The organism is Kitasatospora sp. NPDC002227, assembly GCF_040296285.1.
In the GTDB taxonomy this organism is placed as follows: Bacteria; Actinomycetota; Actinomycetes; order Streptomycetales; family Streptomycetaceae; genus Kitasatospora.
In genome coordinates this window covers 14,332-31,165 of sequence record NZ_JBEOWY010000060.1, presented here as the reverse complement: position 1 = coordinate 31,165, position 16,834 = coordinate 14,332, and the positions used below count along the sequence as shown (strand labels likewise).

At 72.6% G+C, this 16,834-nt stretch carries 16 protein-coding genes; 3 read left to right on the top strand and 13 right to left on the bottom strand.

The window, feature by feature from the left end:
- Window positions 1–121 precede the first annotated feature (121 nt).
- From ABT095_RS33995 to ABT095_RS33985, 3 genes are all read left to right on the top strand, one after another.
- Complete coding sequence (locus ABT095_RS33995) at window positions 122–313, top strand: hypothetical protein (protein WP_350533422.1); 192 nt, start codon at window positions 122–124, stop codon at window positions 311–313.
- 127 nt (window positions 314–440) lie between these two features.
- Window positions 441–1,166 carry a phosphatase PAP2 family protein gene (locus ABT095_RS33990; protein WP_350533421.1) on the top strand — a complete coding sequence of 242 codons (726 nt, stop codon included), beginning with the start codon at window positions 441–443 and terminating at the stop codon, window positions 1,164–1,166.
- Window positions 1,167–1,175: 9 nt separating this feature from the next.
- A complete protein-coding gene (locus ABT095_RS33985; protein ID WP_350533420.1) occupies window positions 1,176–1,448 on the top strand; it encodes a DUF6343 family protein in 273 nt (90 codons plus the stop codon).
- Here the strand turns inward: ABT095_RS33985 and ABT095_RS33980 are convergent.
- From ABT095_RS33980 to ABT095_RS33920, 13 genes are all read right to left on the bottom strand, one after another.
- Complete coding sequence (locus ABT095_RS33980) at window positions 1,445–2,833, bottom strand: aspartate aminotransferase family protein (protein ID WP_350533419.1); 1,389 nt, start codon at window positions 2,831–2,833, stop codon at window positions 1,445–1,447. The two genes, ABT095_RS33985 and ABT095_RS33980, sit on opposite strands and share 4 nt — an antisense overlap.
- Window positions 2,826–4,730, bottom strand: coding sequence for a 1-deoxy-D-xylulose-5-phosphate synthase (gene dxs, locus ABT095_RS33975; RefSeq protein WP_350533418.1), 1,905 nt, complete (start codon window positions 4,728–4,730; stop codon window positions 2,826–2,828). Before dxs ends, ABT095_RS33980 begins: the two co-directional genes overlap by 8 nt.
- 44 nt (window positions 4,731–4,774) lie before the next feature.
- A complete protein-coding gene (hpnH, locus tag ABT095_RS33970) occupies window positions 4,775–5,788 on the bottom strand; it encodes an adenosyl-hopene transferase HpnH (RefSeq protein WP_350533417.1) in 1,014 nt (337 codons plus the stop codon).
- A 2-nt stretch (window positions 5,789–5,790) separates the two neighbouring features.
- The gene (locus tag ABT095_RS33965; protein WP_350533416.1) at window positions 5,791–6,444 is read right to left on the bottom strand and encodes a phosphorylase family protein; all 654 of its coding nucleotides are present in this window, start codon (window positions 6,442–6,444) and stop codon (window positions 5,791–5,793) included.
- Complete coding sequence (shc, locus tag ABT095_RS33960) at window positions 6,441–8,363, bottom strand: squalene--hopene cyclase (protein ID WP_350533441.1); 1,923 nt, start codon at window positions 8,361–8,363, stop codon at window positions 6,441–6,443. The genes ABT095_RS33965 and shc overlap by 4 nt, the downstream gene beginning before the upstream one ends.
- Window positions 8,364–8,478: 115 nt before the next feature.
- Window positions 8,479–9,519, bottom strand: coding sequence for a polyprenyl synthetase family protein (locus ABT095_RS33955; RefSeq protein ID WP_350533415.1), 1,041 nt, complete (start codon window positions 9,517–9,519; stop codon window positions 8,479–8,481).
- 131 nt (window positions 9,520–9,650) lie between these two features.
- Complete coding sequence (gene hpnE / locus ABT095_RS33950) at window positions 9,651–11,042, bottom strand: hydroxysqualene dehydroxylase HpnE (RefSeq protein WP_350533414.1); 1,392 nt, start codon at window positions 11,040–11,042, stop codon at window positions 9,651–9,653.
- A 103-nt stretch (window positions 11,043–11,145) separates the two neighbouring features.
- Window positions 11,146–12,003 carry a presqualene diphosphate synthase HpnD gene (hpnD, locus tag ABT095_RS33945; protein ID WP_350533440.1) on the bottom strand — a complete coding sequence of 286 codons (858 nt, stop codon included), beginning with the start codon at window positions 12,001–12,003 and terminating at the stop codon, window positions 11,146–11,148.
- A gap of 41 nt (window positions 12,004–12,044) precedes the next feature.
- Window positions 12,045–12,959: a squalene synthase HpnC gene (gene hpnC, locus ABT095_RS33940; RefSeq protein WP_350533413.1), complete on the bottom strand. Its 915-nt coding sequence runs from the start codon at window positions 12,957–12,959 to the stop codon at window positions 12,045–12,047.
- 341 nt (window positions 12,960–13,300) lie between these two features.
- Window positions 13,301–14,074: an ABC transporter ATP-binding protein gene (locus tag ABT095_RS33935; protein WP_350533439.1), complete on the bottom strand. Its 774-nt coding sequence runs from the start codon at window positions 14,072–14,074 to the stop codon at window positions 13,301–13,303.
- Between the two features lie 34 nt (window positions 14,075–14,108).
- The gene (locus ABT095_RS33930; protein WP_350533412.1) at window positions 14,109–15,083 is read right to left on the bottom strand and encodes an ABC transporter permease; all 975 of its coding nucleotides are present in this window, start codon (window positions 15,081–15,083) and stop codon (window positions 14,109–14,111) included.
- A gap of 103 nt (window positions 15,084–15,186) precedes the next feature.
- Entirely contained in the window at window positions 15,187–16,077 is an 891-nt protein-coding gene (locus tag ABT095_RS33925; RefSeq protein ID WP_350533411.1) for a glycosyltransferase family 2 protein, read from the bottom strand.
- Window positions 16,074–16,811 carry a CDP-alcohol phosphatidyltransferase family protein gene (locus ABT095_RS33920; RefSeq protein ID WP_350533438.1) on the bottom strand — a complete coding sequence of 246 codons (738 nt, stop codon included), beginning with the start codon at window positions 16,809–16,811 and terminating at the stop codon, window positions 16,074–16,076. The genes ABT095_RS33925 and ABT095_RS33920 overlap by 4 nt, the downstream gene beginning before the upstream one ends.
- Window positions 16,812–16,834: the final 23 nt, after the last annotated feature.

Genomic DNA, 16,834 nt, shown 5'->3' with positions numbered 1-16,834 from the left:
CGGGCTCGCCGTGCGTCCGGGGCGGCGCGGGTGGAGACTCGGGATGCGGAGGTCTGCCGCACGGCAGACGCGGCGACCGCCCGGGTGGGCCCGGGCGGCGTCCGATCCCCGGGAGGCACTGATGAGCGAGCCCACTGACGTCGATTCCATGCCCACGCCGGACGCCCTGCTGCACACGGGCGCCGAGCGGCCGTTCGATCCCGAGGACCTGGTGATGGCCTCCGGGCGCACCGTGACGCCGGAGCGCGTCGAGTGGGCCCGGCGGGCGATCGAGGAGCGCGGCGCCGCCGCGCTGGAGCGTTACCTGCCCTGACCCCGCACCGGGTGGCGCGGACCTTCCGGGGGCGTGTGGCAACTGCCGCACGCCCCTCTGCGCGCCAGTTCGTGATCACTCCTCGGGGTGACCGTTAACTGTGGGTTCACCCGGTAGTGTCGGCTCCGTGCGAGTTCAGACCCCTTCCACCGACAGCCCGAATCCGCTGGCGGACGGCGCCGGCGACTGGCCGCCGATGAGCAGGCGGCACGCGCTCCTGTTCGGGCTGACGGGGTTGCTCTACCTGCTGGTGGTGGTCGCGGTGCTCTGCGACACCAAGCTGGTCGACCTCGACTGGGCGCTCAAGCAACTGCGCCCCTACAAGCGCTGGCCCGAGATCCAGCCCTTCCTGAACGTCTGGATCGTGGCCGGGCAGCGCGGGCCCTCGGCGATCGTCGCCTCCGTCTGGCTGGGCTGGCGCTGCTGGCGGGCCCGGACGGTGCGGCCGCTGCTCGTGATGGGGGCCGCGCTGCTGCTGCTCAACATCACAGTGGGCGCCGTCAAGATCGTCACCGGGCGGCTCGGGCCGCACTACGCCCACTACATCGGCTCCCCGGAGCTGTTCTCCGGCGGCACCATCTTCCCCTCCGGCCACACCGCCAACGCCGTGGTCACCTGGGGCGTGCTCGCCTACCTCGCCGTCCGCTGGCGCCGCACCGGCACCGTGCTGGCCGGCCTCACCGCCGTCTCGATCGGCCTCACCACGGTCTACCTCGGCACCCACTGGGTCTCCGACGTCTTCGCCGGCTGGGCCGCGGGCGCGCTCGTCCTCCTCGCCCTCCCCCTGGTCGAGCCCACGATCGCCGACCTGGACCGCCGGATCGTCTCCCTCTGGCGCCCGCAAGCGGCCTAGGCTGGAGGGGTGAAGGCGAAGACTCCGCGGACTTGGCGCAGCGGTACCGAGCCGGTGACCGCGCGCAGTGACCTCAAGCTGCGCTTCCTGCTCTCGGTGGTCTTCACGCCGTTCTTCGCGCTCTGCACGACCGGCTTCGCGCTCTGGGCCGCCCATTCCAACGGGCGTTCGGTGCCCACCGACGGCACGCTGACCGTCTTCGCGATCGCCTGCGGGGTGCTCACCCTGGTGGCGGCGGCCGACCTGTACGTGGTCGTCCGCCGCCGTCGTACGGAGCTCTAACGACTGCTGACGGCCTGCTTGACCAGGGTCCGCCCGAAGTCCCACATCAGGCCGCTGCCCCGGTGGGCGTCGTCCATCACCTCGGTGAAGGCCTCGACGAAGCGGTCCACCTCGCGTTCGGTGATGATCAGTGGCGGGATCAGCTTGATCACCTCCAGATGGTCGCCCGAGACCTGGGTCAGGATCCGGTGGCGCTGGAGCAGCGGCACCACCACCATCTGGGCGAACAGCCCCTTCCGGGCGGCCTGCAGCGCCGTCCAGCCGGTGCGCAGCTTGAGCGACTTGGGGCGGCCGAACTCGATGCCGATCATCAGCCCGCGCCCGCGCACCTCGGCGAGCAGCTCGTACCGGTCGACCAGCTCGGCCAGCCGCGCCCGGAGGAGGTCGCCGACCCGGCGGGCGTTCTCGACCACCTTCTCCTCGCGCATCACGTGCAGCGTGGCGAGCCCGGCCGCCATCGCCTGCGCGTTGGAGCCGAAGCTCGCCGAGTGGACCAGCACCCGGTCCATCGAGGAGTACACCTTCTCGAAGATCCACCCCTTCCCGAGGGTGGCCCCGATCGGCACGTAGCCGCCGGAGAGCGCCTTGGCGGCGCAGACCAGGTCGGGCAGCACGCCCTCCTCGTGCTGGTAGGCGAAGAAGTCGCCGGTGCGGCCGACGCCGGTCTGCACCTCGTCGCAGATCAGCAGCGCCTTGTGCTCGTGCAGCAGCTGCTGGGCGGCGAGCAGCCAGCCGGCCGGCGGGGCGTGCACGCCCTTGCCCTGGACAGGTTCGACGATCAGCGCGGCCACGTCGCCCTTGCGCAGCTCGCGGGCGAGCGCGCCGAGGTCGCCGAGCGGGATCGCGGTGTCCGGCAGCAGCGGGTCGAAGCCCTTGCGGAAGCCGCCCTCGCCGTTGACCGAGAGCGAGCCGGCGGTCAGGCCGTGGAAGGCGTGGTCGCAGTAGAGCACCCGGGGCCGGCCGGTGGCGTACCGGGCGAATTTGAGGGCGGTCTCGACCGCCTCGGTGCCGCTGTTGCCGAAGAACACCCGGTCGAGGCCGGGCGCCTCGGCGAGCAGCGCCTCCGCGAGCAGGCCGGGCAGCGGGGCGCAGTCGAAGCGGGTCAGGTCCGGCAGGTCCAGGTCCATCACCTGCTGCACCGCCGAGCGCACCACGGGGTGGTGGCGCCCGAGCGCGAAGATCCCGAACCCCGCCAGCATGTCCAGGTACTCCTGGCCCTCGACGTCGTAGAAGTACGGGCCCTCGGCGCGCTCGTACGTCTTGTCGAAGCCGATGGTGTGCAGCATCCGGGGCAGCTGCGGGTTGAGGTACTTGGCGTGCAGTTCGTAGCGCTCACCGCCGCGGGCGGCGAGCAGGGCGGCGAGGTCGAGACCTGGCTCAGGCATGGTGCGGGTTCGCTCCTCGGATCGGTAGCAGGTGCTTGGCGAAGGCGGCGGTCTGGGCGGCCACACCGGTGCCGGTGAGCCCGATCTCCTCCATGATCTCCCCGCGTGAGGCGTGCGCGAGGAACTCCTGCGGGATGCCGAGGTCCCGCAGCGGTACGTCCACCTCGGCGTCCCGCAGGGCCTGGGCGACGGCGGAGCCGACCCCGCCGGTGCGGCCGTTGTCCTCGACGGTGACCACCAGGCGGTGGGCGGCGGCCAGCTCGACCAGGACCGGATCGACCGGCTTGACCCAGCGCGGGTCCACCACGGTGCAGGTGAAGCCCTCGGCGAGCAGCAGCGCGGCGGCGTCCAGGCAGGCCCCGGCCAGCGGGCCGACGGCGACCAGCAGGATGTCGGGCGAAGGCCCGGTGCGCTGCAGCACGTCGACCCCGCCGATCCGCTCGACCGCGGGTACCGCCGGGCCGGCCTCGCCCTTGGGGAAGCGCAGCACCGTCGGCGCGTCGGCCACCGCGACGGCCTCCCGCAGCTGCTCGCGCAGCTGGTCGGCGTCGCGCGGGGCGGCCAGCCGGAGGCCCGGCACGACCTGCAGGAGGGACATGTCCCACATTCCGTTGTGCGAGGCCCCGTCGTTGCCGGTGACCCCGGCCCGGTCGAGCACGAAGGTGACGCCGAGCCGGTGCAGCGCGACGTCCATCAGGACTTGGTCGAAGGCCCGGTTGAGGAAGGTCGCGTACACCGCGACCACCGGGTGCAGCCCGCCGGTGGCCAGCCCGGCCGCGCTGGCCACGGCGTGCTGCTCGGCGATGCCGACGTCGAAGGTCCGCTCGGGGTGCTCCTCGGCGAAGCGGGCCAGTCCCACCGGCTGGAGCATCGCGGCGGTGATCGCCACCACGTCCGGCCGCTCGGCGCCCAGCGCCACCAGCTCGGAGCCGAACACCGACGTCCAGGAGACCCCGGCGGAGGGGCTGACGGGCAGGCAGGTGTACGGGTCCATCGCGTTGACGGCGTGGAACCGGTCGGCCTCGTCCAGCTCGGCGGGGCGGTAGCCGCGCCCCTTGACGGTCAGGCAGTGCACGATGACCGGGCCGCCGAAGTTCCGGGCCTGGCGCAGCGCCTGCTCGACGGCGCCGATGTCGTGGCCGTCGATCGGGCCGAGGTACTTCAGGCCGAGGTCCTCGAACAGGCCCTGCGGGGCGAAGGCGTCCTTGAAGCCCTTCTTGGCGCCGTGCAGCGCGTCGAAGATCGGCTGGCCGACCAGCGGGGTGCGCTGCAGCGCGCCCTTGCCGAGCGCCAGGAAGCGCTCGTACCCCTGGGTGGTGCGCAGGGTCGACAGGTGGTGGGCCAGGCCGCCGACCGTCCGTGCGTAGGAGCGCTCGTTGTCGTTGACCACGATCACCAGTGGCCGGTCGGCCTCGGCGATGTTGTTGAGCGCCTCCCAGGCCAGCCCGCCGGTCAGCGCGCCGTCGCCCACCACGGCGACGGTGCACCGGGGCGGGCCGCCGAGCAGCTGCTGCGCCTTGGCCAGGCCGTCGGCGTAGCCGAGGGCCGTGGAGGCGTGCGAGTTCTCGATCAGGTCGTGCTCGGACTCGGCGCGGGCAGGGTAGCCGGAGAGGCCGCCCTTGGCCCGCAGCCGGGAGAAGTCCTGGCGGCCGGTGAGCAGCTTGTGCACGTAGCTCTGGTGTCCGGTGTCCCACAGGATGCGGTCCTGCGGCGAGTCGAACACCCGGTGCAGGGCGATGGTCAGCTCGACCACGCCCAGGTTCGGGCCGAGGTGCCCGCCGGTGCGGGTGACGGCGTCGATCAGGAAAGCCCGGATCTCCTCGGCCAGCTGCGGCAACTCGGCGGGGGCCAGCGCCCGCAGCTCGGCGGGCCCCTTGATACCAGGTAGCAGTGACATGGCTTCACCTTCCGCCCGACGGCCGGGTTGCACCACTCGAGCAGCTATGCGCCCAGCGTCTCCCGGGCCGCCCGGATGGACTCCTTGAGCGAGCCCATGGTGGCCAGCACGGCCGTGGGCTCGTAGCCGCAGTGGGCCATGCAGTTGGCGCAGCGCGGGTCCTTGCCGCGGCCGTACTTGGACCAGTCGGTGTCCTCGATCAGCTCGCGGTAGGTCGGCACGTACCCGTCGGACATCAGGTAGCAGGGCCGCTGCCAGCCGAACAGCGAGTAGTTCGGGATGCCCCAGGCGGTGCACTCGAAGTCGATCCGGCCCTCCAGGAAGTCCAGGAAGAGCGGGCTGTGGTTGAGCCGCCAGCGGCGGCGGTTGCCGCCCGCGAAGGCCTTCCGGAACAGCTCCCTGGTCTGCTCGACGCCGAGGAAGTGCTCCTGGTCGGGGGCCTTCTCGTAGGCGTAGGCCGGGGAGATCATCATCTCGTCGACCTTGAGCTCGTCGTTGAGGTAGTCGAGCACCTCGATGACGGTCTGCGGGGTGTCGGTGTTGAAGAAGGTCGAGTTGGTGGTGACCCGGAACCCCCGGCGCTTGGCCTCGCGGATCGCGGCCACCGCCTCGTCGAAGGTGCCCTCCTTGGCCACCGAGGCGTCGTGCCGCTCCTTCAGCCCGTCGATGTGCACGGTGAAGGTCAGGTACGGCGAGGGGGTGAACTTGTCGAGCTTCTTGCGCAGCAGCAGGGCGTTGGTGCACAGGAAGACGTACTTGCGCCGGGCCACCAACTGCCGGACGATCTCGTCGATCTGCGGGTGCATCAGCGGCTCGCCGCCGGCGATGGAGACCATCGGGGCGCCGCACTCGAGCACCGCGCCGACGGCCTGGGCCACCGGCATCCGCTGCTTGAGCACCCCGGCCGGGTGCTGGATCTTGCCGCAGCCCTCGCAGGCGAGGTTGCAGGCGAAGAGCGGCTCGAGCTCCACGATCAGCGGGAACTTCTCCCGCCGCCTGAGCTTCTGCTGCATGAGGTAGGAACTGACGCGAAGGGACTGACGCAGCGGCATGGCCATGACTAGCTCGCCTCCTGAGGGAGCGTCGAGGGCAGGGTTTCGGTGGCGGGAGCCGCGAAGCGGTGCCAGGCGGTGAGCGCCGGTACGGCGGCGCGCAGGGCCCGCCAGGCCTGGAGGCCGGCGGGCAGGGTGCCCGGGCGCAGCAACTCGCGCTCGGGCGTGTCGACGACCACCCGCAATACGGCCACGGGCAGCTCGGGTCTCAGTTCGGCGGCGGCCGCGAGCACGGCGGCGGCCTCCATGTCCACGGCCAGCGCGCCCTGCGCGTGCAGGGCGCGCCGCTCCAGGCCGCGGACGACGTGGTCGGCCGTGTGGTGCGGGCCGATGTGTACGGTCAGGCCGCGCCCGCGCAGCTGGGCGGCCAGCGCCTCGGCCGAGCCCAGCGCATGGAAGGCGCCCTGGCCCTGCACGCGGTCGGCCACGATCACGTCGCCCGGGCGGCAGCCCGGGCCGACGGCGGCACCGAAGCCCGCCACCGCCAGCCCGCCGTATCCCCCGGTGGCCAGCAGCGCGCCCGCCCGCTCCCGGGCCCGGGCCGGTCCCATCCCGGTGCGGGCCAGCACGGGCGTGACGGCGGCACCCGTCCAGTCCCCGCCGCGCAGCGCCCAGACCTCGGGCGCCAGCGCGCAGACCACCAGGAGCGGGGCGGCACTCACTTGGGCCCACCGCCCAGCGGGGTGCGGTGCAGGTACCGGCCGAGCGCGGTGACCGGGAAGACCAGCCGGTAGAGGTGGTAGTTGATCGAGAAGTCCCAGGGGAACCCGGTGCCGGTGAACTGCGGCTCGTCCCAGGTGCCCGAGGGCAGCTGGGTGGCCGCCAGCCAGGCGACGCCGCGCTCGACGGCCGCGCTCGACCCGTCGGAGAGGCCTTCGCCCGCCGCGAGCAGGGCCATCAGCGCCCAGGCGGTCTGCGAGGCGGTGGACTCGCCCCGGCCGGACCATGTCGCCGGGTCGGCGTAGGAGCGCATGTCCTCGCCCCAGCCGCCGTCCTGGTTCTGCCGGCTCTCCAGCCAGCCGACCGCGTGGCGCACCGCCGGGTGGTCGGTGGGCAGCCCGGCGGCCACCAGGGCGGGCAGCACCGAACCGGTGCCGTAGATGTAGTTGGTGCCCCAGCGGCCGAACCACGAGCCGTCGGCCTCCTGGTTGGCCAGCAGCCAGGCCACGCCCCGCTTTGTGCGCGGATCCTCGGCCCGGCCGACCTCGGCGAGCATCTCGACCATGTGCGCGGTGACGTCGGCCGAGGGCGGGTCCACCACCTCGCCGAAGTCGCAGAACGGCAGCTTGTTGGGCAGCGTGCTGGTGTTGTTGACGTCGAAGGCACCCCAGGCGCCGTTGCGGGACTGCATGCCCAGCGTCCACTCGACGGCCCGCTCCACCGCGCCGTCCAGCCGCGACTGCTCCGGATGGGTGACGCGGCGCAGCGCGAGCACCACCTCGGCGGTGTCGTCCACGTCGGGGTAGTTGTCGTTCTCGAACTCGAAGGCCCAGCCGCCGGGGGCCAGCCGGGGCCGCCGCACGGCCCAGTCGCCGGGGGTGGTGATCTCCTCGTCCAGCATCCAGCCGACGGCCGAGGCCAGGGCCGGGTGGTCGGCGGGCAGTCCGGCGTCGCGCAGCGCGATGGTGGCCAGGCAGGTGTCCCAGACCGGGGACTGGCAGGCCTCCATCCAGCGGCGGCCGTCCTCGGTGTGCACGGTGAAGCGGTCGAAGGAGTCGAGCCCGGCCTTCATCACCGGGTGGTCGAGGTCGTAGCCGAGCAGCTGCAGGGCGATCAGCGAGTAGACGGCGGGGGGCTGGATCCCGCCCCAGCAGCCGTCGGCCTCCTGGCGCTCGACGATCCAGCGCCCGGCCTTGGCCAGCGCCGCCCGCCGCAGCGGGCGGGCCGCCACGTGGTGGTAGGCGTGCAGGACCTTGTCCAGCCGCTCGAACAGGCCGTCCCAGCCGGCGATCGGCGAGAGCGGGCGCAGCGGGTAGGGGTCGGCGGGGTCGGTGTGCAGCTCGGTCAGGTCGAAGGGGCCCGGGCGCACCGGGCGGTGGGCCGAGACCACGGTCAGCGGCACGATGGTCTGCCGGGCCCAGCAGCCGAAGGCGTAGATGTTCAGCGGCACCCAGCGCGGCAGGAACATGATCTCGGGCGGCATCTCCGGCAGCCGCTCCCAGGGCCACCAGCCGAACAGCGCCAGCCAGATCCGGGTGAACACCCGGGCGGCGGCGATCCCGCCCGCCGCGCGGACGTACGCGCTCGCGGCGGCCATGTGCGGCGCCTCGGGATCGTCCCCGGCGAGTTTGAGGGCGACATAGGCCTCGACGGTGGCGGACAGCTCGGGCGGGCCGTCGTGGAAGGTGGCCCAGGTGCCGTCGGCGCGCTGCTGGGAGCGGATCCAGGCCGCGCTCGCGGCGGTCTGCTCCGGCTCCCGGATGCCGAGGAACTGGCGCAGTAAGAGGTCCTCGGCGTCCATCGTGACGTTGGTCTCCAAGTCCCCCTTCCACCACCCGTCGGCGTTCTGCAGTGCCAGCAGGTGGTCGGTGGCCCGGGCCAGTGCCTCGCGCGGGTCGGGGGGCGCGGCGGAGCGCCCCACCGATCCCTGACGAGTGTTCAGCAGGCCCGTCCCCGACGGGCGCTCGGTCACCGCGACCGGCTCGGAATCGTACTCAGGGTCGAGCCGGCCGTCCGCGGTTGCTGTCAACGTGCAGTCACCTCTCTCGTACCACCACGAATTCGGCGAGAGCGACGAAGTGCGCCCGCACCTCGTCGGCCATCGGCACCTCGTCCAGGGCGGCGAGGGCGGTCCTGTGCTGGCGGCGGGCCTCGTCCTGGGTCCAGGCGCGGCCGCCGGCCTGCTCGATCAGTGCGGCCCGGGCGGCGAGCTCGCTCTCGCTCTCCTCGCCCCGGCCCTTGGGGTCGGCCAGCTGGGCGGCGAGCGTCCGGGCGGCGGCGCCGCCCTCGGCGAGCGCGGCGGCCACCGGGAGGGACTTCTTGCGCTGGCGCAGGTCGCCCCAGTGCGGCTTGCCGGTGACCTCGGTGGCTCCCCAGATGCCGAGCAGGTCGTCGACGGCCTGGAAGGCCAGGCCGAGGTGGTGGCCGTAGCGCTGCAGCGCGTCCGAGACGCGGTCGTCGGCCCCGGCGAGCACCGCGCCGATCGCGCTGGCGGCGGCCAGCAGGGCGCCGGTCTTGCCGCCCTCCATCACCAGGCACTCCTCAACGGTGACGGAGTCGCGCTGCTCGAAGGCGACGTCCATCGCCTGGCCGTCGATGAGCTTGCGGGTGGCGGTGGTGATCAGCCGGACGGCCCGCGCGGCGTCCACCGCGCTCGCCCCGCCGGTCACGGCCGCGTCGAGCAGCACCTCGGTGCCCAGCGTGGCCAGCGCGTCGCCGACCAGGATCGCCTGGGCCGGGCCGAAGACCGTCCAGGCCGTGGCCCGGTGCCGGCGCGTCTCGTCACCGTCCATCAGATCATCATGGAGCAGGCTGAAGTTGTGCACCAGCTCGACGGAGACCCCGCCGGGGACCCCGGCCTCCAGGCCGGCCCCGGCGGCCCGGGCCGAGAGCAGCGCCAGGGCCGGGCGCACCGCCTTGCCGGCGTCGCCCGCGGCGGGCTTGCCGTCCCGGTCGATCCAGCCGAAGTGGTACGCGCCCACGGTGTCCATCGGTGCGGCCAGCCGCGCGACGGCCTCGCGCAGCGGCGGGGTGCAGAGCGTGCGCGCCTGCGCCAGCAGCTCGGGTACCGACGCCACCCCCGGGACCGGTGCTGCTGGTCTGGCGGCCGTGCCGGTACGAGGCTCCACTGGTGCTCCCTCTCCCTGAGGTCTCCGGAGGCCGTCGGGCGTCCGGGCTGGTGCGGTGTCGGTGTGGTCGGTGGCCGAGGTCATCGGGGCCACCTGCCGTCTCCCCGGTCGATCGGCAGCCGTGCCCCGGCGAGGGCCGCGTCGGCGGCGGCGTGGCCGCTGCGCACGGCGCTCTCCATCGTGGCGGGCCAGCCGGTGGCGGTCCACGAACCGGCGAGCAGCAGGCCGGGCACGCCGGTGCGGGCGCCGGGCCGGAGCTCGGCGGTGCCGGGGGCGGGCGCGAAGGTCGCGGTGCGCTCGCGGGTGACGAAGAAGTCGAGCACCTCGGCGCCGCGCGCGGCCGGGAGCAACCGCTCCAGCTCGGGCAGGTAGCGGGCCCGCAGCTCGGCCACCGGCAGGTCGATCTCGCTCTGCACGGCGGACTGCGAGAGCGCGAGGTACTGCGCGCCCTCCGTCGACAGGCCCGAGTGGGTCGTCCGGTCGAAGACCCACTGCACCGGCGAGTCGAGCGCGGCGAAGAACGGCCGGCGCAGCAGCTGCCGGTCGTAGACCACGTGCACGTTGAGGATCGGCGCGTGGCCGAGCTCCCCGATCGGCTGCGGCACGGCCCCGGCGGGCAGCAGCGCGGCGGCCGCCTCCTGGGCGCCGGCCAGCACCACGGTGTCGGCGGTCAGGAGCTCGTCGCCCTCGAGGCGGACGGCGTGCTGCCCGTCCCCGGGCTTGAGCTCCACGGCCTTGGCGCGCAGCAGCACCCGCACCCCGGCCCGCTCCAGCTCGGCCAGCGCGGCGTCGTGGTGCAGCTCGCCGAGCGGGCGCCTGGCCCAGCCGATGTCGGAGGCGCCCGGGTCGGAGAGCAGGCCGGTCTTGAAGACCATCGCGGCCAGCGCGAGCGAGGTCTGCTCCGCGGTCGCGTTGAGGGTGGCGACGCCCACCAAGTCCCAGAGCGCGGCCAGGGTGGCCGGCGTCTGGCCGTGGCGGCGCAGCCACTCGGCGAAGGAGATCTCGTCCAGCGCCGGGTCGGCCAGGTCGAGCCGCTGCAGGGCGAGCGCGGCCCGCACCACCCGCAGGCGGTCGAGCGGGCCGAGGTGCGGGTACTTGGCGAGGCTCGCCGTCAGGTGCAGCGGCACCGGCAGCTCGGCCCGGCTCAGGTTGCCGAGCACGCGGCGCCCGGCGGGCGTGACGGCGAGCACCGGCACGTCCAGCCGGGGCTGCAGCGAGGTTCGCCCGGTCGCGCCGAGCCGGTCGATCAGACCCCGGTAGGCGGTGCAGCAGCGCAGGAACACGTGCTGGCCGTTGTCGACCGTCAGCTCGCCGCGCTTGAAGGAGAAGGCCAGGCCGCCGAGCCGGGGCCTGGTCTCGACCAGGGTGACCCGCTGCCCGGCCTCGGCCAGCCTCAGCGCGGTCGTGATCCCGGCCAGGCCGCCGCCGATCACGACGGCGGAGGGCTGGGGTGTGTCAGGCCGTGACGTCATCGCGCCTCCCCCTCCCCTGGTGTTACCTGCTCACTCATGGACACCGTATGTCCGCTTCCGGGCGGATTCCCGCTGACACAGCGTGACAGAACTGGCCCGAGAATCAAGAACGCCCTCCGGCGAGCCCGGCGAGTGCCACGTATGCCTTCTCCCAGCCCGGCAGCGAGACCCGTCCGCGCAGCACCGACTCGGGGTCGGCGGCGATCCGGCCGAGCAGGCGGTGGTAGATGCCCGCCATCGCGGCGGTGCAGGCCCGGCTGCGGCGGTCGAGCAGCGGCAGCAGCTTGAGGCCCTCCTCGAAGCACTGCTGGGCCCGCTCGGCCTCGAAGGCGATCAGACCGGCGAAGTCGGCGCCCGCCGGCGGCTTCGGCTGTGCGAAGCCCTGCTCACAGCCGAACCGGACCAGGTCCTCGGTCGGCAGGTAGGTACGGCCGTTCAGGGCGTCCTCGCGCAGGTCGCGCAGGATGTTGGTGAGCTGCAGCGCCAGGCCCAGGGTGTCGGCGTACTCGGCGCCGCGCACCGGGTCCTCGCAGCCGTAGACACCGATGGAGAGCCGGCCGATCGCCCCGGCCACGCAGCGGCAGTAGACCTTGAGCTCCTCGAAGGTCTGGTACTCGGCGCCCTTGAGGTCCATCTCGACGCCGTCGATCAGCTCGTCGAAGCCGTCCAGCGGGATCGGGAAGCGCCGAGCGGTGTCGGCCAGCGCCACCTTGATCGGGTCGGTGTCCTCCTCGCTGACCTCGCCCTTGCGCACCTCGTCGAGCAGCTCGCGGGTGCGCAGCAGCTGCTCGGCCTTGCGGTGCTCGGGCAGGTCGCCGTCGCCGATGTCGTCGACCCGGCGGGCCAGGGCGTAGAGCGCGGACATGCCGAGCCGCTTGGCCTCCGGGAGCAGCCGGATGCCGTAGCTGAAGTTCCGGGCCTGCAGGGCGGTGACCGCCTCGCAGTACCGGTACGCCGCCATGACCTGGGCCGAGGCCAGTGGTGATGCCGCCACGCGGGCGTTCACCTTCCCTTCGCGAAGAGTGCCGCCGCCTTCGCTGCGAGGCGGCGCTTGTCCGGCTTCGCCTGCGTCGCCAGCACGTCGTACCCGGCGGCTTCGATCGCCGCCAGGGCCGCGTACCCGCCCGCGGTGAATCCCGCGAGGAGCAGTCGGAGCCTCCCCCGAACCGTACCCACCAGGGGTGCGCCACGGTCGAGCAGGGTCCGCGCGCGGTCCGCCTCGAAGGCGATCAGGGCGCGCAGCTCCGGGCCGGCCACGGGCTCGGCCAGCTGGGCCTCGGTGACGCCGAAGCGCGCCAGGTCCTCGCCGGGCAGGTAGATCCGGCCCCGGCCGAAGTCCTCGGCCACGTCCTGCAGGTGCTCGACGATCTGCAGGGCGGTGCAGATCGCGTCGGAGAGCGCGATCCGCTCGGGGGTCTGTACGTCGGCCAGGGCCAGCACCAGGCGGCCGACCGGGTCGGCGGAGAGGGTGCAGTAGTCGAGCAGGTCCTGGTACGTGGGGTAGCGGCTGGTCACCTGGTCGACCCGGTTGGCCTCGATCAGCCGGCGGAACGGCTCCGGGGTCACGGCGTGCTTCCCGACCAGCGGCACCAGGGCGCGCAGCAGCGGGTGCCGCGGTCCCTCGCCGGCCGCCCCGCCGGGCAGCGCCGTCTCGAAGACCCGGTCGAGGTCACGCTCGAGACCGTCGAGCAGGGCGAGCCGGAACTCGGTCTCCCCGGCCTGCTCCGGCAGGGTGACACCGAGCACCCGGGCCGTCCCCGGCGGGTCGGCCAGATCGCCGTCCCCGGCGTCGTCGACCAGCCGGGCGAAGCCGTAGACGGCCATCAGGTCGGTACGCCACGCGGCGGGCAGGAACCCGGGCGCCACCGGGAAGTTCTCCAGGTCGGCCTTGCCGAGCGTGCCCCCGCCGCCGTCCATCTGATTGTCTGATTTGGCCGAAGCCGCCACTGCCGTCACTCCCCCGTTCTACACCGCCCGGGCCCCGCGTCCCACTCCGGACACGCCTCGTGCTCGAACACCCGCGCACGGCGCAAGGGCCTGTCTGCCGACCCGCGTCGGATCAGGCCGGGTCGTTCGGTGCGTGCTATCGGCGTGCGGCAGGAACGCCCTCGTAGCGGAGCTACTTGAGCGTTTCGGCCGTGCGGCGAGAGTGCAGTGCCGGGCGAGCCGGGCCCGACGTGGGTCGTCAGACAGGCCCGGGGCCGGTGACGCGCCTCACGGTCGCGTTACCGGCCCCCCACGAAATCCGCACCAGGTGGTCAGCCCCGGTTGAACTTCTCGTACTCGCGGACGACCTCTTGGGTCTCGCCGTCCATCACGAGCTCGCCCTTCTCGATCCAGATGGTGCGCTCGCAGGTGTCGCGGATGGCGTTGTTGTTGTGCGACACCAGGAAGACCGTACCGGCCTCCTTGCGGAGCTCGCGGATGCGGGCCTCGCTGCGCTTCTGGAACTTCTGGTCACCGGTGGCCAGGGCCTCGTCGATGAGCAGAACCTCGTGGGTCTTGGCCGCCGCGATGGAGAACCGCAGGCGGGCCGCCATACCGGAGGAGTAGGTCCGCATCGGCAGCGAGATGAAGTCGCCCTTGTCGTTGATCCCGGAGAAGTCCACGATCTCCTGGTAGCGCGCCTTCACCTCCTCCGGGGACATGCCCATCGCCAGGCAGCCCAGGATGACGTTGCGGTCACCGGTGAGGTCGTTCATCAGCGCGGCGTTCACGCCGAGCAGCGAGGGCTGGCCGTTGGTGTAGATGCCGCCCTTCTCGGTCGGCAGCAGGCCCGCGATGGCGGCCAGCATGGTCGACTTGCCGGAGCCGTTGGAGCCGATCAGCCCCACGGCCTCACCCCGGTAGGAGGTGAAGCTGATGCCCCGGACGGCGTGCACCTCGCGGACGGCGGGCGAGCTGCGCTTGGAGATCAGGCGGCTGAGCGCCGAGGTGGCGCTGCCCTTGCCCGAGCCGGCGCCGTGCACCCGGTAGACGATGTGCACGTCGTCCACGACGACGGTCGGGATGCGGGTGTCGGCCTTGGTCATCGCCGCTGCTCCAGGGTTCTCGGTGGTTGCGGTGTCAGCCACGGCCGTACTCCTCCTCGGCCTTCCAGAAGAAGAGGAAGCCGAAGGCGAAGGCGATCACGGCCCAGGCGATCGCGATGGCCCACACGTGGTGCGGCAGGGTCAGGTAGTGCGGCAGCGGGTGGCCGGCCGCGTCCTTGAGGCCCTTGGGGTAGATCTTCTTGTCGAAGCTGTCCGGCATGAACGCGTACCGCATGAGGTCCATGTAGACCGAGGCCGGGTTGAGGTCGGCGACCTGCTGCACCCACTTCGGGTAGCTGGCCAGCTGGCCCGAGATGCTGTACATCACGCCGGACAGGTACATCCAGGTGCGCAGGATGAACGGCATCAGCTGCGAGATGTCCGAGGCCTTGGCACCGACGCGGGCCATCACCAGCGCGAGGCCGGTGTTGAAGAAGCACTGCAGGACCAGGGCGGGGACGATCAGCAGCCAGGTGATGCTGGGGGTGATGCCGTTCAGCAGCACGATCGCGACCAGCACGACCATCGAGATCAGCAGCTGCTGCAGCTGGATCACGGTGAAGGCGATCGGCATGGCGGCACGGGGGAAGTGCAGCGCCCGGATCAGGCCCAGGTTGTCCGAGATCGAGCGGGTGCCGGACTGGATCGCGCTCTGCGAGAACTGGAAGACGAACACGCCGACGCACAGCCAGGCGATGTAGACCGGGATGCCGTCACGGCTCTTCAGGATGACACCGAAGACCAGGTAGAACACCGCACAGTTGAGCAGCGGGGTCAGCACCTGCCAGAACTGCCCGAGCTTGGCGGTCGTGTACTGGGCGACCAGGCGGGCGGTGGCGAAGGCCACGATGAAGTGGCGGCGCTGCCAGAGCTGCTTGACGTAGCTGACCAGATCGGGGCGCTTGCCGCTGACGGTCAGGCCGTACTTGTCCGCCAACTGCTTCGGGGTCAGGCCGGCGTCAGCTCCACTTGGAGCCGAGAGGCTGACGGAGTCACTCACTGTCGACACATTCGTCCTTCGCGGGATCGGTCCGGCCGGGGGGCCGGGGGGAGACCCACAGGGTTCACGGGGGATTTGTTCCGCCGGTGACGGGGCTCACCGGCGGCTGCGATCAGATGACTGGCGGTCGACCCAACCTGGTCAATCGCCATACAGTACGCCATTTCATGGGCCGTCGCGGACCGCAGGGCTCGCTCCAACCCGCCCGGAAGCCGCCCATCCAGGCTTTGAACGCCTCCCCGGAGGGGCGGCGGGCGAGGGTGAGCAGCAACCAGACTCCCGGGTAAAGAGGCAGCAGGGGGCCCGGAAGGTTCCGTCGTGCCAGCCACACCCGGTTCCGGGCCACGTTGTGGAAGTACGTGGCGTGCCGGGCCGGCGAGGTGGTCGGGTGGTGCAGCACGATGTCCGCGCGGTAGTCGATCGACCACCCGGCGTCCACCGCCCGCCACGCGAGGTCGGTCTCCTCGTGGGCGTAGAAGAACTCCCCGGGCAGCTGGCCGGCCTGCGGGAAGACGGCGGTGCGCACCGCGCTGGCACCACCCAGGAAGGTGGTCACCCGGGAGGAGCGCAGCGCGTCGCTGGCGCGCAGCCGGGGCACGTGGCGGCGCTGGGTCACCCCGGTGTCGGGGTCGGCGATCCGGAACGAGACGATGCCGAGCTCCGGGTCCGCGGTGAACGCCTCGCGCAGCAGCTTCGCCGAGTCCTTGCGCGGGAGGCAGCCGTCGTCGTCCAGGAAGAGGATCGCGTCCACCTCCCGGCCGTCCGGGCCGAACAGCTCGATGCCGACGTTGCGCCCACCGGGGATGCCGAGGTTCTCCGGCAGCTCGACGCTGCGCACGCCCGCCGGGAGCGGCGGCAGCGGCGCGCCGTTGCCGACCACGGCCAGCTCGACCTCCGGGCCCTCCTGGAGCCGGACCGACTCGATCAGCGCGTTCAGCTCGGCGGGGCGGTTGCCCATCGTGATGATGACGGCACCGAGCTTGAAGTCCTCCGCGGTGCTCATCGCAGCCTGCTCGAGAGGACGATGCTCAGCAGGTGCAGCACGGTCTGGAGCATGGCGATCGCGGCCAGCACCACCACCGCGAGGCGGGTGAAGTACAGCCCGCCGTGCACCTGGTCGGCGATGCCCGCCGCCAGGATGAACAGCGAGGCCTCGACCGCGCCGACCAGGCGGTGGAACTTGAGCAGCGAGGCGATCCTGCGGGCCTTGGCCACCCCGGCCGAGCGGGGCACCGAGGCGCTGTCCTCGACGGCGGTGAGGCCGCTGCGGGCGCGGGCCACGTCCACCAGGTCGGTCTCGGACTTGATCAGGATCGCGCCGAGCGCGGCCAGCGTGCCGAGGAAGGCCCACTCCCAGTGCGAGGCGGTGCCCGCCCGGTGGAACAGGTCCGCCGCGCGCAGGCCGAGGCCGGTCAGCAGCGCCGCCTCGGACATGTAGTGGCCGACCCGGTCCAGGTAGACCCCGGTGAGGGAGGTCTGCCGGCGCCAGCGGGCCACCTCGCCGTCCACGCAGTCCAGCAGCAGGTAGACCTGGATCAGCAGGGCTCCCAGGATCGCGCCGGTCAGGCCCGGGATCACCAGGGCGGCGCCGGCCAGGATGCCGGTGAACATCATCAGGTAGGTCAGCCCGTTGGGGGTGATCACCGTCATGGTGGACAGCACCCGGGTGATGCGCAGCGAGATCCTGCGCATGTACAGACGGCCCGCCCAGTGCTCCGCGCTGCGGCGCTGGAGCATGCCCTCCGGGTGGATCACCGCGC